The 16257-nt window shown below is 46.7% G+C and carries 12 protein-coding genes; 2 read left to right on the forward strand and 10 right to left on the reverse strand.

Annotation, left to right across the window (positions count from 1 at the left end; genetic code table 11):
* Positions 1–29: 29 nt before the first annotated feature.
* The 4 genes from ACYVF1_RS00780 to nadA form a co-directional block, all read right to left on the reverse strand.
* Positions 30–1403, reverse strand: coding sequence for a glutamine synthetase family protein (locus tag ACYVF1_RS00780; RefSeq protein ID WP_461074618.1), 1374 nt, complete (start codon positions 1401–1403; stop codon positions 30–32).
* Between the two features lie 39 nt (positions 1404–1442).
* On the reverse strand, positions 1443–1964 hold the full coding sequence (locus ACYVF1_RS00785; protein ID WP_461074620.1) for a DUF6169 family protein: 522 nt from the start codon (positions 1962–1964) through the stop codon (positions 1443–1445).
* Positions 1965–2181: 217 nt separating this feature from the next.
* Positions 2182–3771 carry an L-aspartate oxidase gene (gene nadB, locus ACYVF1_RS00790; RefSeq protein ID WP_461074622.1) on the reverse strand — a complete coding sequence of 530 codons (1590 nt, stop codon included), beginning with the start codon at positions 3769–3771 and terminating at the stop codon, positions 2182–2184.
* 33 nt (positions 3772–3804) lie between these two features.
* Positions 3805–4794, reverse strand: a complete 990-nt coding sequence (nadA, locus tag ACYVF1_RS00795) for a quinolinate synthase NadA (protein WP_461074624.1) — start codon at positions 4792–4794, stop codon at positions 3805–3807.
* Positions 4795–4974: 180 nt separating this feature from the next.
* Between nadA and ACYVF1_RS00800 the strand changes: the two genes are divergently transcribed.
* A complete protein-coding gene (locus ACYVF1_RS00800; RefSeq protein WP_461074626.1) occupies positions 4975–6018 on the forward strand; it encodes a 2Fe-2S iron-sulfur cluster-binding protein in 1044 nt (347 codons plus the stop codon).
* Positions 6019–6039: 21 nt separating this feature from the next.
* Here ACYVF1_RS00800 and udk read toward each other — a convergent pair whose 3' ends face one another.
* The 4 genes from udk to atpD all read right to left on the reverse strand — a co-directional run bounded on the left by udk (position 6040) and on the right by atpD (position 9416).
* Entirely contained in the window at positions 6040–6657 is a 618-nt protein-coding gene (gene udk / locus ACYVF1_RS00805) for a uridine kinase (protein ID WP_461074628.1), read from the reverse strand.
* Positions 6658–6778: 121 nt separating this feature from the next.
* A complete protein-coding gene (atpC, locus tag ACYVF1_RS00810) occupies positions 6779–7024 on the reverse strand; it encodes an ATP synthase F1 subunit epsilon (protein WP_461074630.1) in 246 nt (81 codons plus the stop codon).
* A 76-nt stretch (positions 7025–7100) separates the two neighbouring features.
* Positions 7101–7790: a hypothetical protein gene (locus tag ACYVF1_RS00815; protein WP_461074632.1), complete on the reverse strand. Its 690-nt coding sequence runs from the start codon at positions 7788–7790 to the stop codon at positions 7101–7103.
* Positions 7791–7889: 99 nt separating this feature from the next.
* Positions 7890–9416: a F0F1 ATP synthase subunit beta gene (gene atpD, locus ACYVF1_RS00820; protein WP_461074634.1), complete on the reverse strand. Its 1527-nt coding sequence runs from the start codon at positions 9414–9416 to the stop codon at positions 7890–7892.
* A gap of 304 nt (positions 9417–9720) precedes the next feature.
* On the opposite strand from atpD, the gene malQ reads away from it, so the two are divergent.
* The gene (gene malQ, locus ACYVF1_RS00825) at positions 9721–11304 is read left to right on the forward strand and encodes a 4-alpha-glucanotransferase (protein ID WP_461074636.1); all 1584 of its coding nucleotides are present in this window, start codon (positions 9721–9723) and stop codon (positions 11302–11304) included.
* Between the two features lie 62 nt (positions 11305–11366).
* Here malQ and ACYVF1_RS00830 read toward each other — a convergent pair whose 3' ends face one another.
* Together ACYVF1_RS00830 and ACYVF1_RS00835 are read right to left on the reverse strand one after the other, a co-directional pair.
* Positions 11367–12842 carry a RagB/SusD family nutrient uptake outer membrane protein gene (locus ACYVF1_RS00830; RefSeq protein WP_461074638.1) on the reverse strand — a complete coding sequence of 492 codons (1476 nt, stop codon included), beginning with the start codon at positions 12840–12842 and terminating at the stop codon, positions 11367–11369.
* Positions 12843–12969: 127 nt separating this feature from the next.
* Positions 12970–16086 carry a SusC/RagA family TonB-linked outer membrane protein gene (locus ACYVF1_RS00835; protein WP_461074640.1) on the reverse strand — a complete coding sequence of 1039 codons (3117 nt, stop codon included), beginning with the start codon at positions 16084–16086 and terminating at the stop codon, positions 12970–12972.
* Positions 16087–16257: the final 171 nt, after the last annotated feature.

The following is a 16257-nucleotide window of genomic DNA, read 5'->3' on the forward strand; positions in this document are numbered from 1 at the left end:
AAAAACGCACTACGTTACGTTTCTACACATTAAATAATTTCAAAATACCGTTTTAACTCCCAATCGCTGACCTGGCGCAGATACTGCCGCCATTCCCAATCGCGGGTTCGGGTGAAATGGTCAACAAATTCGGCTCCAAAGAGTTCGGCCGCCACCGGTGAACTAGCCATTGCTCGGGTCGCTTCTTCCAGGTTTATCGGCAGGATGCCGTTACGTTTATCGGCATAACCATTACCAACCGATGCCGGAATATCGAGTGTCAGTTTGTGCCGGATGCCGTATAAACCCGATGCCAGCGAGGCCGCAATAGCTAAATATGGGTTTGTGTCAGCGCCTGATACGCGATGCTCAACGCGCGTGTAAGCTTCCTTATGGTTCAATACCCGAAGCGCCGTCGTCCGATTATCTACCGACCACGTAATGGTAGTGGGTGCCCAGGCACCTTCCACCAGCCGTTTATAGCTGTTGATGGTTGGCGCAAACATAGGCGTAATGTGCGGCAGGCAATACAACTGACCAGCCATAAATTGCCGCATTAATTCGCTCATGCGATTTGGCTGCGACTCATCGAAAAACAGGTTTTTCGTTCGATCCGGGTTCCACAAACTCTGGTGAATGTGCCCGCTGCAACCCGGTAAATCGGCGTTCCATTTCGCCATGAACGTAGCTACTACGTTATGACGATATGCAATTTCCTTCACGGCAGTTTTGAATAGAGCGGCTTTATCAGCAGCCCGAACAACCTCGTCGTGCATGATAGCGGCTTCATAAACCCCCGGTCCTGTTTCGGTATGAAGGCCCTCTAACGGAATATCAAATTGAGCGAGCAGATCGAATAGGTCGTGGTAAAAAGCACTCTCGAGCGAAGGACGTAGTATCGAGTAACCGAACATTCCCGGCGTAAGCGGCTCCATGTTCTGAAAGTTCTTTTCCTGAAGGCTATGTGGTGTTTCGCGGAAATTGAACCACTCAAACTCCTGCGCAAATTCAGCGTGAAAGCCCATTTCCGCACACTGCCCGGCAATACGTTTCAGCAGACTACGTGGACAGGATGATAATGCGTAGTTATTCGTTGAGCCATCAGCCGAATAACTAAAGTCGGCTATGAAAAACGGAATGTTATCTTCCCAGGGTAGTTGCCTGAACGTCGATACGTCGATACGTACCGGTGCATCGGGATAACCCGAATGCCATCCGGTAGTACGTCCGTTGTCATAAGGGGTATCCGCCGAATCCCAGCCCCATACTACGTCGCAAAACCCAAAACCATCCGCCAGGCCATCCAGAAACTTCTGCCGGTGGATGATCTTACCACGTAGCACTCCGTCGATGTCTGTAAAGGCATATTTAATTTTCGGGCTGGCACTCTGGTTGATGAAGTCGATGATATCCTGGTGATTCATGATTCTGTGGGCGAATAAAATGGGCCAGTAAGATGGTGATTATTTGTCGTTACTATCGGCCGAAAGAATCAATTTCTGGTAAGCTACAACGATTTGCTGCAAGAGTGGATGTCGAGCCCGTAGAATTAGTGACGTGTAAACAGGATCACCTTGGTCTTCAAATTCTAAATCTATTTTCATGAGCGTTGTGCCTCTGCCCTCAAAATAGCTATACCATGAGTTGAATTTCCTGAAACGCACTGCCTGTCTTCCATCCGATGAATCACATATATAAACGACAACTGCGCCTTCTCTACTAAAGAAATCCCGGAAAACCGCTGCAATAGTTGGTGGCAAGAGTGGGTCGGATGGCGGGTCTATATTGAGTATATTCTCTTCAATACGTATAGCAAATTCGTAAACGTCACTATTAAACTCTGGATTATCAGGAAATAAATAACCAGAAGGTTTAAACATTATTTCATAGATAATCCCTAAACCATTCGCAAAATAGTAAGAGTTTGTAGGACCTCCACCGAACGAAAAGTCATGCTTTAACGATTGTTGTTCCTCGTTCTGCATTACGTTTTTTTAATTCAGCTATAGCCGCTTTCTGACTTTCAGTTAATAGGTGAGGTTTTGTTTCTTCTAGTTTCCGTTGTTCCAGAATCCATCGAAACAATGCTGCTCCGCCTTTCGGGCGATTAGAAAGGTTATCAGATGACTCCATATGAATTTTGTTTTCTCACGAAGAAACAATAATTACTCCAATTGACGTTCAGTGAAACGGTATTTCTATTTACGCCTTCACGTTATCCAAATTAAAATGCAGCCCTGTATTCTCTCTTCGGGCCATCGCCATTTTGATGACGAGATAAGCCACTTCAATCATGTTACGTAGTTCGCAGATGGGAACCGATACTTTCGATTGCCGGTACAGTTCTTCGTGTTCCAAATAAATCAACTCAAGCCGGTCCATGGCGCGTTTCAAACGACGATTGGTACGTACAATACCAACATAGTTAGACATAATCGACTCTAATTCCTTCTTCATTTCCGTCACCAGCACCAATTCTTCAGGGTGCGTAGTACCGGCGTCGTTCCATTCGGGAATATTGTCGGGTGAAACAGCTTGGTCAAGAAGCTCGACGGTTTTTTCATAAGCCCGGTGCCCAAACACAACAGCTTCTAGTAATGAATTGGAAGCCAGTCGGTTAGCGCCGTGAAGGCCTGTGCAGGAGCATTCACCTACAGCATACAAAAACTGGATGTTTGTTTGCCCCCATTCATTCACACGGATGCCCCCGCAGAGGTAGTGCTGCGCTGGTACGACCGGAATGTAATCTTTCCGCAAATCCAGCCCCAATTTATCGCGGCAGTAGGCCGTGATAGTCGGGAAATGTTCGACAAATTTCTCGTAATCGCAGTGCGTTACGTCCAGATACACGTGCGAATCCCCCGACTTTTTCATTTCGGAGTCAATCGCGCGGGCCACTACGTCGCGTGGGGCGAGTGATAAGCGCGGATCGTAGTTTTCCATGAACGTAGCACCTTTTTTGGTACGTAGCACACCACCAAAACCACGTACTGCTTCCGAGATCAGGAAGTTTGGTTTCTTACCGGGTTCGTACAGCGCTGTTGGATGGAACTGAATGAATTCCATATCCTTGCAAATTCCTTTTGCCCGGTACGCCATTGCAATGCCATCGCCCGTAGCAATGCTGGGATTCGTTGTGCTCTGGTAAATATTACCGATACCACCCGTAGCTAACAAGGTGGTTTTCGCCATAAATCGCTCAACCTGACCTGTTTTTGTGTTCAATACGTAAGCACCGAAACACTTGTTGTCACTATCATAACGATGAACAGTTTCGCCGAGTTGATGGCGAGTAATCAGTTCAACGGCGTAGAAATGGGTAAAAATCTCAATGGATTTCAGCGAATTAGCTTTTTCAAGCAACGCCCGTTCTATTTCAGCTCCCGTAATGTCTTTAAAATGCAGAATCCGAAAATCGGAGTGGCCGCCTTCTTTGGCTAAATCATAGTCGGTGCTGCCGTGTTCTTTGTCGAACCGAGTGCCGTAATCAATCAATTCACGAATGCGGCCAGGGCCCTCTCGCACAACGATTTCCACAATATGCCGATCACTCAGAAAGTCGCCCGCCACCATTGTATCATCAATGTGCTTCTCGAACGAATCGTCTTCCGACCAAACGGCGGCAATACCGCCCTGCGCGTATTTGGTGTTGGTTTCGTCGGCCTGCACCTTCGTAATGACGCCAATACGTATGTCCTGGCCAACTTTTTCAAAATGCATAGCCAGCTTGGTGGCGTAACTCAGGCCCGCGATGCCGGAGCCAATAATCAGAAAATCAAATTGATGGGGCATTGGTGTCGAATTAATCAGAGCAAAATAGATAGTTTACTTGCTCAACTCCAACATACGTGCTACTGATTCATAAGCCTTCAAACGAACATCTTCCGGAACGATGATTTCAGGTTGCTCGTAAAGCATACAGTTGTACACTTTTTCAAGTGTGTTCATCTTCATGTAGGGACATTCTGAGCAGGCACAGGTATTATTCTGGCTGGCGGGAGCCGGGATGATTTTCTTGTGCGGAGCCGCCTGTCTCATCTTGTGCAGAATACCCGCTTCCGTTCCAACGATGAATGTTTGTTCCGGACTATCCACTACGTATTTCAGCAGAGCAGTAGTCGAACCAACGTAATCGGCTTCGCTTAGAATATGTTCCTGACATTCGGGGTGAGCGATGAATTTTGCTTCAGGATATTGAACCCGGAGTTTATGAAGTTTCTCCAGCGAAATGTCAATATGAACAATACAGGCACCATCCCAAAGCACCATATCACGGCCCGTCTTTTTGGCGATGTAACGACCTAAATTGGCGTCGGGCGCAAAAATGATTTTCTGATCTTTCGGCAAACTCTCCACAATTTTCAGCGCGTTCGACGACGTAACGATGATGTCGGACAACGCCTTTATGTCGGCTGAGCAATTAATATATGACAGCACAATATGATCTGGGTACTGCGCTTTAAAGTCAGCAAACTTGTCGGCGGGGGCCGAATCGGCGAGTGAACAGCCTGCGTTGAGATCAGGAATAATCACTTTTTTCTGGGGCGACAGGATTTTAGCGGTTTCACCCATAAAGTGTACGCCACAGAAAACAATCATATCGGCGGGCGTAGCGGCTGCCTGCTGGCTTAGTCCGAGACTATCGCCGATGTAATCAGCCAAATCCTGAATGGCACCGTCAACGTAGTAGTGGGCCAGAATGACGGCATTCTTTTCTTTTTTCAACCGATTGATTTCGGCTACCAGATCGATGTCTTCGGCCACCGGTTTATTTACATATCCTACGCGCTGAACTTCTTCAAGGAGAGCTTCCATTAGTTGTGTAGTTGCTTTATTAAATAACAACGTAGCGAACGGAATGTCACAGTACCCACATTTTTTATTGAAATTGGTGGTGCTACGTCAAACCGTGCGGGGCGAATTTGGGGAAACGTTTTCGGCTTTCAAACAACCTTTGTTATTTGATGTGTTTTGTGAGAAAGTAATTGCCTGTTCATGACCGACGATTTTCTGAAACTACGTATCACACGGATCATTTCCGAAACGGCTGATACCCGAAGCTATTTTCTAGAACCGCTAGACGGAAAGCCTGTTACGTATCGAGCAGGTCAATTCCTAACCCTGATAGTGCAACATGGCGGTCATGAAGTTCGGCGGTCATATTCGCTTAGTTCAGCACTGGGAGAAGAGTTGCAATTGACAATTAAGCGCGTGCAAAACGGTGAGATCTCGCGCTACCTGCACGATACGTTACGTGTTGGTGATACACTGACGAGTCTACAACCCGCTGGTCGGTTCACATTCGATGATAGTCAGATGGGAGACGTAGTACTGTTGGGAGCGGGAAGTGGCATAACGCCCTTGTTTTCGTTAATAAAGTACATTCTAAGTACCGAATCGGCCCGGCGCGTTACGTTGCTGTATAGTAACTCGAACGAACGTAGCATAATTTTTAGAGATGAACTATCCTTTTTAGAGCAGCAATTTCCTCAACGATTTCGTCTATTTCATTTGTTAAGTAGCCCATCCGATGATTGGAGTGGCTTACGCGGGCGGCTGAACAACGTATTACTCGAACGATTACTTCCTGAGTTAATAGGAACCTCAGATACGGAAACATTACGTTTTTTCATCTGTGGTCCCGGCGATTACATGCGCATGGCGCAGTTTACGCTTGTTTTCAGCAGCTTTCGACTGGATCAGATTCGGCGGGAAAATTTTGTAGTCGAGCCTGTGGTTCTGACACCTCCGCCTACTGTTGCTAATGACCAGACAGTATTGCTACGTTTCCGGGGGCGTGAAATTGAAATTCAGGTGCCAGCGTATAAATCAATTCTACAAGCGGCTCTGGACGAGGGTGTTACGTTGCCCTATAGCTGCCGGGGCGGGCGATGTTCCACCTGTGCTGCCCATTGTCTTTCTGGTAACATACACATGACTATCAACGACGTACTGACAGAACGCGATCTGGCTGATGGTTGGGTTCTGACTTGTACTGGCTATCCCGAAAGTGAAGGAGTCGTGATTGAAATAACGTAGCACAGATTTTCGCCCGCATTGTTAAATCTTCGTTTTCAAAAAAGCCATCAATACATCCAAGCCCTTTTTATAGTGATTGTTATTAGGAATGACGATGTCCGCTTCATCCTTATGCGGTTTCACGTACTCCTGATAAGCTGGACGAACATGGTATTTCCATTGATAATTAATTGTCTCTTCTGATAGTCCCCGTTCGGCCTGATCGCGAAGGAGTCGTCGGTCAAGTTTAATGCGATTTTTGGCCGTTATATACACCTTCAAATCCAACTGAGTAGCTACATCTGAAAAATGAAAAACGAATAAACCTTCTACAATGATGATTGGAGTGGGCCGATACGTTAGCGTCCGGGGAATGGCGTTTGGGTTGTTGAAAGTGTACTCAGGTGTTTCGACGGTTTTTCCGGCATGTAACTCACTTAAATGTTCAGCAAACAATTCGTGATTAATCGTGACAGGTAAATCGAAATTATAGACTCCGTTCTGGTCCTGCGGAATATGATCGAGGGTTCGATAGTAATTGTCCTGAGAAATCAGGCAGATTTGCTCTTCGGTGAAAGCATTTAATATGTCCTTTAGAAAAGATGTTTTGCCGGACGCACTGCCCCCGGTAATACCGACAATGAAGGGTTTGGTAGCCATGATGAAGAAAACGAAACGGAGAATTGGACGAAATTAAAGCTCGAAAATCGAATTGGCAATCACAAAAAAAGCGACTCACTTACAGCAAGTGAATCGCTTTTTAACAAAAATAGACATTTATTCAGGCTACTATGGCTTCTGCCAACACTAATACTTTGTTTTGAAGCACTTCCACTACGCCACCATCGACGGTGAATGTTTCCTGTCCGGATGCGGTCTGCACGATAATTGGCCCGCGGTCAAGGGTGCTTACCATCGCTGCGTGGTTGTTTAGTACCTGAAACTGCCCTTCGCTACCCGGAAACGTAACCGCACTTGCTTCGCCGGAAAAGACCTTACGGTCGGGAGTGATAATATCTAATGTCATATAAGAGAGAAGTATGATGTATGATATATGAAATATGACGAGCAAACTACATCATACTTTATACATCATACATCCTTTATAAAACTCCTTTTATCAAATTAAGTACACTGCTAACTTCGGTCTTGGCAACGGGTTCGGCTGCTTTAGCCACTAAACCGCCCTGATCAAGCTTACCAACCGTAGAGAGTACTTTAGTAACCAGCGACTGTCCAGACGATTGTGTAGTTCCGCCTAAACCTGATAATGCACTGCTGATACCTGACAGACCACTTGTTAACTGACTGCCTTTACCCAGCAATGAGCCAGCCGCTAAGAGTCCTTCGAGTTTACTACCACCGGAAGCCAATTTTGCTAAACTGACTGCTTTACCCAATATTCCGTTGCCTAAAGCACCGTCTGGAATTAGCGGAAGCAATGCTTTCAGTTTGCCTGCCTGAGCCAATAATTTAGTTGAAAACGACGTTTTTTCGGTTTTAGCCTGCGTCTCAAGACCAGCGATCCCAGCCTGTAACTCTTGCGTTGTTGCAGCTTTATCGCCTTTGTTGAGTGCGGCTATTGCGTTGTCTAAATGAGCTGTAGTAGCATCGTTCTGGGCAACACTCGCAGAAACGCCGGGTGTAATTGACGTATCCTGAATTGCGCCCACCACTTTCTTCGGCTCCTGCACAGACACTGATGTTGGCTGAGTTTCTTGTCCAAATGAACGTAGCGTCACTAAGCTGAACAGCAGACAGGTAATTCCCAAGTCAAAACGGATAGTTTTCATAAAATTGATTTTTATGTTTTGCGAACTGTTAAGACTTGAGAAGTAAGCATTGGTTTCGGATGACGTAGCATTACGTTCAGAAACCAATGCTACGGTACGTTATTGACCAGCTTCTTTCAGCAGTTTTTCACCTTTCGCAATGGCATCTTCAATCGTACCAACGAGGTTGAAAGCTGCTTCTGGCAGGTGGTCATATTTGCCGTCGATGATTTCGTTAAAGCCTTTGATGGTGTCTTCAATCGGAACCAGCACGCCTTTCAGACCAGTGAATTGCTCCGCTACGAAGAATGGCTGCGACAGGAAGCGTTGTACGCGACGAGCGCGGGCAACCACCAGTTTGTCTTCCTCAGAAAGTTCTTCCAGACCCAGAATGGCGATGATGTCCTGCAATTCTTTGTAGCGTTGCAGAATCTGCTTCACGCGCTGAGCCGTGTTATAGTGTTCATCACCTAAGATTTCGGCGCTTAGAATCCGCGACGTAGAATCAAGTGGGTCAACGGCAGGGTAGATACCCAGCTCCGAAATTTTCCGGCTCAATACGGTCGTTGCATCCAAGTGAGCGAACGTAGTAGCTGGAGCAGGATCAGTCAAGTCATCGGCAGGTACGTAAACGGCTTGTACCGACGTAATAGAACCCCGTTTGGTCGACGTGATACGTTCCTGCATCACACCCATTTCGGTAGCCAGCGTAGGCTGGTAACCTACGGCCGATGGCATCCGACCCAACAGAGCCGATACCTCTGAACCAGCCTGCGTGAAGCGGAAAATGTTATCTACGAAGAAAAGAATATCACGACCTGCACCTTCGCCATCACCATCGCGGAAGTGTTCCGCAATTGTCAGACCCGATAGAGCTACCCGAGCGCGGGCTCCCGGCGGTTCGTTCATCTGACCGAATACGAACGTAGCCTGGCTTTTGGTCATCTCTTCCAAATCAACTTTGGTCAAATCCCAGCCGCCTTCTTCCATCGAATGCTTGAAGCCTTCACCATATTTAATGATACCGGCTTCGATCATTTCGCGGAGCAGGTCATTCCCTTCGCGGGTACGTTCGCCCACGCCAGCAAATACCGACAGACCCGAATACGCTTTCGCGATGTTGTTGATCAATTCCTGAATCAATACGGTTTTACCCACACCGGCACCACCGAAAAGACCAATTTTACCACCTTTCGCATATGGCTCCAGCAGGTCGATTACTTTGATACCCGTGAAAAGTACTTCGGTCGACGTAGCGAGGTCTTCAAATTTTGGAGCGCCCCGGTGAATTGGTAAGCCCTTACCCGTCGATGTTGGCTGAGGAATACCGTCGATGGCTTGACCTACTACGTTGAACAGCCGACCGCGGATACCTTCGCCAGCGGGCATTGTGATTTGTGTACCCAGGTCAACTACGTCCAGACCACGAAATAATCCGTCTGTCGAGTCCATAGCGATGGCCCGAACCCGGTCTTCGCCGAGGTGTTGCTGAACTTCCAGAATTACCTCCTGGCCATTGCTTTTTGTTACCTTGAGCGCGTCCAGAATGGCGGGAATCCGAGTGCCTTCACCCTCGAAACTCACGTCCACAACCGGCCCGATTATTTGCGTAATCTTACCTGTATTGACTGCCGTTGCCGTTGTCATTTGTATATGGTATTGCTTGATTTTACGATTGCCCTTTATTTGGGACTGCAAAATTAGGAGAAAAACCGCGTAAGGTCAAGAAAGCGCTTTGTCATTTTCTGGGCATTTATGAACCGAAGGGCTTTGGCAATAAGGTTTTTACGAAAAAGCCTAAACAAAATCGGCCTGGAGCGGATTTGTACAAAAACAAGTCAATGGTCAACAGTCATCAGTTAATAGTATTCAGAAGCAGTTTACTATCGACTGACGACTGTTAACTATCAACAACTGACCGCACCGGCGGCCCGGTGACAACTTTTTTTGCATGCTTCAACAACGTTCCAGCGGATTACTCCTTCATATTACGTCGCTCCCTTCAGCACATGGCGTCGGCGACTTAGGGCCTGAAGCCTATCGTTTTGCTAATTTTTTGGAAGCCTCAGGTCAGACGTACTGGCAAATTCTGCCCCTTACGCCTGTAGACCCCGGTTCTGGTTTTTCACCCTACAGCAGCCCGTCGGCTTTTGCCGGTAATATTCTCATGATTAGTTTGGAGAAACTGGCTGATGAAGGGTGGCTTAAAAAAAGCGATCTAGCTGTTTTCAACGAACAACCTGTTCAGGACGTAACGATTTCGGCCCCAACCGCTACGTCGGGTAATGTAGATACAGGCGTATTAGCGGGTCCTTTGGTGCTGGCTCCTTCGACGCTTCATGCGGCCTGGATCAAGAAACGTCCCTTGCTGCAGAGAGCCGCCGAAACGTTTCTGAGTAAAGCTAATCCTGCACAACGTAGTGATTATGATCGGTTTTGTTCTTGGCAAGCCGATTGGTTGGATGACTATGCGCTATTTACGGCTTTACAAGAAGCAACTGAAGAGCCAACTTGGGTACGTTGGCCAGAAGAGCTTGTCCGACGTGAACCGGCTGCGTTGGCGCATCAGACTAAGACATTGCATGATACCATTGAGGTTGTGAAGGTTATGCAGTACTTTTTTCTGCGGCAGTGGAATGAATTGACGGCCTACTGCTATCAGAAGAAAATTCATATCATAGGAGATATTCCGATTTACGTTCAGTTTAATAGTGCTGATGTGTGGGCTAACCCGACTTTGTTCAAACTGGATGCCAATTTTCAGCCGCTATTTGTGGCCGGAGCCCCTCCCGATTACTTTAGTGAATACGGTCAGCGATGGGGTAACCCTATTTATGATTGGCCCCAGCACGAACGTACCGGATTTGCCTGGTGGATGCAGCGATTACGCCATCAAATGTCGCTCTACAGCCTGACAAGACTCGACCATTTTCTGGGATTTGCTGAATACTGGGAAATTCCGGCCAGCGAACCGACGGCTAGAGTAGGGGAGTGGGTAAAAGCTCCAATCGAAGCATTCATGCATGCCATGCATCGGCAGTTTGTGAATTTACCCATCATTGCCGAAGATTTAGGCGCTAAGGCAGCTAATATTCAACCCTATTTGCAGCATTATGGTATTCCCGGTATGCGTGTGATTCAGTTTGGTTTTGGGCATGATATGCCTACTTCTACTTACGCCTTTCATAATCACACCGAGAATTTTGTGGTTTATTCGGGTACGCACGATAATAACACTACGTTAGGTTGGTTTCGGGAATCTGATGACGCTCATCGAAAGCGCATGGATAATTATCTGGGCTTTAGAGTGACCGAAAAAAATGTGGTTGATCAGATTTGCCGGCTAACTATGCAATCGGTGGCTCGTTTGGCCATTATGCCGGTACAGGACATTTTAAATCTTGATGAAACGCATCGAATGAATACGCCCGGCTTGGGTGGTCGAAGCTGGCAATGGCGCTTGCAGCCGGGTGAGCTGACAAATCGGGTTGCTCTGAAACTTCTGAAACTTACCCGAATGACAGGTCGAGGTTAATCTACAACGAAAGCGGCCCCGAGATATCTCAGGGCCGCTTTCGTTGTAAAAGATAAATCCAATTAATAACCTGGATTTTGTTTCAAATTGGGATTCAGCGATAACTGGTCTTTCGGGATTGGGAACAGTTGACGGAAATCCTGCGATGCAGGCTTCAGGCGCCAGGCTTTCGTAAATTGTCCGAAACGAATCAAATCCTGACGACGGTGTTGCTCCCAGGCTAATTCACGGCCACGTTCGGCCAGAATTTCTTCTGCTGTCAACGCCGTGTAGTTAGGCATACCGGCCCGAGCGCGGATGATGTTAAAATCGGTAAGCGCATCGGCAGTTTGTCCTAACCGGAATTTCGCTTCGCCACGCATCATATAGACGTCGGCCAGACGGTAGATAACAAAGTCATTATCCTGATCAGTGAACGTATTGTTTGCCTGAATCTGATACTTCTGGCTACGGGCACCCGCTAGACGGCCATTAGCACCCGCATCGAAAACGAATTGTTCAACTTCAGGCCGGAACACCATTGGCAGGGCATCGTCCATCAGTGGTTTACCAGCAGCATCATACTGCTGACCAACAATCCACTGCTTTTTCCGAACGTCTTTATCATCAAATGAATTATAAAACTCCGTTACCGTTGCCCAACCATTCCAGGGAGCTGTTCCCAGATTATAGGTCAACTGGTTCAGGTAGTGCAGGGTCTTCATTTGCACGTTAAATCCAGTCCGCTTCGACTTGTCGAAGGGAGTTGCCAGAATGATTTCCGTAGAGTTTTGATTCTGGGTCACGAAGTTGCTGAAGTAATCACCAGCAATCTGGAATTTACCTGATTTGATGATGTTATCGCAACGGGTAATCGCGTCTGCCCAACGAGCCGTACCTGTATACACTTGCGCGTTCAGATACATTTTAGCCAGAATCATGTCGGCTACCCATTTGTTCATACGGCCATAATACGAACCACGAGGCTCTTCGCTCAGGGTTGAATATACAGCCAGCAACTCTTTCTCAACCCAGGCGAACACTTCAGCCCGTGTACTTTGCTTCGGTGAAGCCGATGTAATAGCATCAGAGATAATTACATTGCCAAACAAATCCATTGCCTGATAATGGAAGAATGCCCGCAGAGCTCGTAACTCAGCTTTGGTGTTAGCATCCGTAATGGTACCAAGCTGCTGGTTGATACTGGTGATGTTGTTGTAACACCAGGACCAGGGACCATTGAACTGGCCGTTATCTGTAACAGGATCCCATGTGTGCTGATATAACCGTTTCCAGTTATCACCATCTTTCCAGTCGCCACCCCGAGTTGGAACAATCTGCTCGTCTGTGGTCGTATTCAGGTTAGACATGTTCCCATAATAGTCACCCAGACCGTTATAAAGCGGCCCAATAAGGGCGGCCTGTTGAGCGGCCGTGTTCCCAAAGGTTCCACTAGTTGGGATAACGTCATAGGTAGTCTCACTAAGATCTGTGCAGGATTGTCCTACCAGCATTAACGCCGAGCAGCCCAGAAGCACTTTTATAGTTATTTGTTTCATCGAAGTTTTTGATAATTAACTAGTTACAGTGTTAGCCACAGAATGTGATACTAACGATTTGTCAACTAAAAAATTTACCAAATCGACTACTTTTTGAAGAGTAGTCGATTTGTGGACCAAAGGCAGTTTAGAAGGTCAAATTAAGGCCCAATTGGAACGAACGGGTTTTAGGATAAACGGTATTACCATATCCTCCTCCATCTACACCAATCGTATTAGGTGCCTGTGACCCCTGTTGTAAATCAGCCTTTACTTGTAGTTCTGGGTCGACACCTTTGTATTTGGTAATAACAAATAGATTGTTACCTCCTACATAAACTCGGGCGTTTGAAATGTACTTGCTGGCAGGCAATGGAATGTTGTAACCAACTTGCCAGTTATCGAATCGAACAAATGAACCGCTTTCTAGCCAGTTGCTCGACAGTACGTTTACACCATAGTTTTTAGGATAATCCGTTACACCTTTTAGCATATTGGTTTCCAGAATTGAACCTGGAATTAACAGGTTCGACCGGATGGCATTCAGGATGGTGTTTCCAAATGTTCCGCGTAACTGGAAATATACATCAAACCCTTTGTAGCGGAATGTATTGATAAACGACGCATTCAGGAAGGGCTGTGGATTACCCTGTTTTAATGGACTTCCAGCATTAACAGCCGCAGCCGCATCTGAATTTTTAAAATCTACTACTGGTGTGTCGCCAGTTCCCGGTTTCAATAATGGCTGACCATCTGCTGAGTAGCTCCCTGTAAACGTAGGCACATTATTGAACTCACCTAATGGCTGACCAGGGGTCAGATAAGAAGCAAACACATCGGACAGGCCCCGACCGTTGAAGGGGTTAAAACGAACCAGCCCGGTGCTAAGCTGATCATTCGACAGTGAAACAACTGTGTTTTTGTTATAGGCACCTACAGCCCGTGCATTCCAGGAGAAATTACCTTTCTGGATGACATCGCCCCCAAATGATAATTCAAACCCACTGTTACGCATCGAGCCTACATTGGACAGAATCTGGTTGGTAAAGTACGTAATACCATCGGCAGGTACCGAATAAAGGTACAGCATATCTTTGGTTAACTTGTTATAGTACTCTACTGTACCCGAGAAACGACCACCTGCTAGTTGAAAATCTAAACCAATGTTCGACGTAGTCAGTACCTCCCATTTCAGGTTTGGGTTTGCGTTCTGTGTGATACCATAGCCTGGCAGGAAATCGCCCAGTTTGCCATCATAGTAGGTACCTTTCTGTCCATATAACTGAATTGAATTATAGGCAGCAATCCCTTCTGAGTTACCCGTTTGTCCCCAACCAGCACGAAGTTTCAGGAAATTAAGTGCGTTGCTCTTTGGGAAGAACGGCTCGTTCGTAATGGTCCAGCCTAAACCCACCGATGGAAACATACCCCATTTGTTGTTCTGGCCAAATTTAGAACTGCCGTCCCGACGAAGAGTTGCCGTTACATTGTACTTATCGTTCAGATTCAGCGCGGCCCGACCAAAGAAGGAAATCAATTTCGAGCTATTGTGGTATGAGGTAGCATAGTTGTTAGCAGGACTAACCAGCGTACCAGAACCCAGGCCCAGGTTGTTATACGTAATATCGCTCGTTACGAAACCCGAGTTGGCTGCTCCAAAACCATCGTTATCAAAATATTGGTATGAATAACCTGCTAATAACGAATAGTTGCTATTCTGACTACCAAATCCTTTGGTGTAGTTAGCCGTGAGTTCCAGCAATTTCGTGTTTGACTCTGAATAAGACCGGCCTGCACGACCATTATTAGCGGCAAATGCTTTAATGGCTGGATTGGTGTAGAAGCTATTGACTGTGTTATCCCGTTGGATCTGGCCACTAACGCCCAGTGTTAACCCATCCAGGATCTCGTAGCGCAAATTCATACCGCCCTGCAAATACCGCTGAACGCCATTGTTGACCACGTTCTCCATCATGGCAACCGGGTTGAAGAGGTCAAAACTACCACCTACTTCATAATATGATCCGTCGGCGTTGCGGACAGGTAACGTTGGCAGGAAAGTTAAAGCACGGCCAAAGAAGCCATTATCATAATTCTTGTTCGTTTCAGTATAGGACAGGTTGTACTGAACGTTCAGTCGGTTGTCAAACGATTTCTGATCAAGATTGATACGGCCGGTTAGACGATCCAGTCCCGTTCTTTTAATGATCCCGTTCTGATTGATATAGCTGAGCGAACCCCGATAGCTGAAAGCTGGCGAACCACCCGCAATAGCGAGCTCGTGGTTGTTAATGAAGGCATTCTGTGTAACTTCCTTCGTCCAGTTGGTATTAAAATTTCCATCTGGAAAACGTTGCTTATCCGTTAACGATGCCGCACCTTTAATTTGCGTAACGGCATCGCGATAGCCTTGTGCATCCAGCATGTCATACGTTTTTGAAATCGTAGACACACCTACGTAGTTATTGAACGAAACCGTTGTTTTACCCGACTTACCACGCTTGGTGGTCACGAGGATAACGCCATTAGCCGCTCTTGATCCATAAATAGCAGCAGCAGAGGCATCTTTTAATACATCCATCGACTCGATGTCGGAGGGAGAAATGGTAGTGATGGGAACACCAATCATACCATCCACCACATACAGTGGATCGGAGCCGCCAGCCAATGAAGTGTAACCACGCAGACGAACCGTTGGCGCCTGGGTTGGATCTCCAGAAGGCGATGTGATAATCAAACCCGCTACTTTACCCTGAATAGCTTGTAGTGGGTTGGGGTTTACACCAGCATTGAAATCTTTGGAAGTGACCTGCGTAACAGAACCCGTCAGATCTTTCCGTTTAGCGGTGCCATAACCTACAACCACAACTTCTTCTAGTGCCTTGGTGTCGTCGGATAGTTTTACATCGACAGACGATTGGTTACCAACCGGAACTTCCTGTGACGTAAAACCGATGAAACTAAACACTAGCGTTGCATTATCGGGCACATTGTTAATTGAGTATTTACCCTCAGCGTCTGAATTTGTACCACGCTGCGTTCCTTTAATTTGAACACTAACTCCAGGTAAGCCCGATCCGGCCGGATCAGTTACTCGGCCCGTTATGGTACGTCCCTGCGCCCAGGCTGCTGAGTTGCCCAACAGCATTGCCATCACCAGCATAGACAGGAAGCAGACTAGCCCCTTCCGACGCTGGGGTTGAGATGCCTCAACCTGACCTACGAAACCGCCAAAACGGTTCAATTTGTAGGATTTGTCCATCATAGGTTTTCGATAAAAGTTAAACATATATTAGGTAAGAAAAATTGAGCTTAACACACTACATCTTCCATGTAATTGGGCTAACTTTTAAGTTGTTATGTCACCAATTGTAACTTAATCGTAGTATCCTGCTGAGAATTTATAGAATGTAAACCCGAACTAGTTAGCAAATTA

It is taken from the genome of Spirosoma flavus (assembly GCF_054778555.1).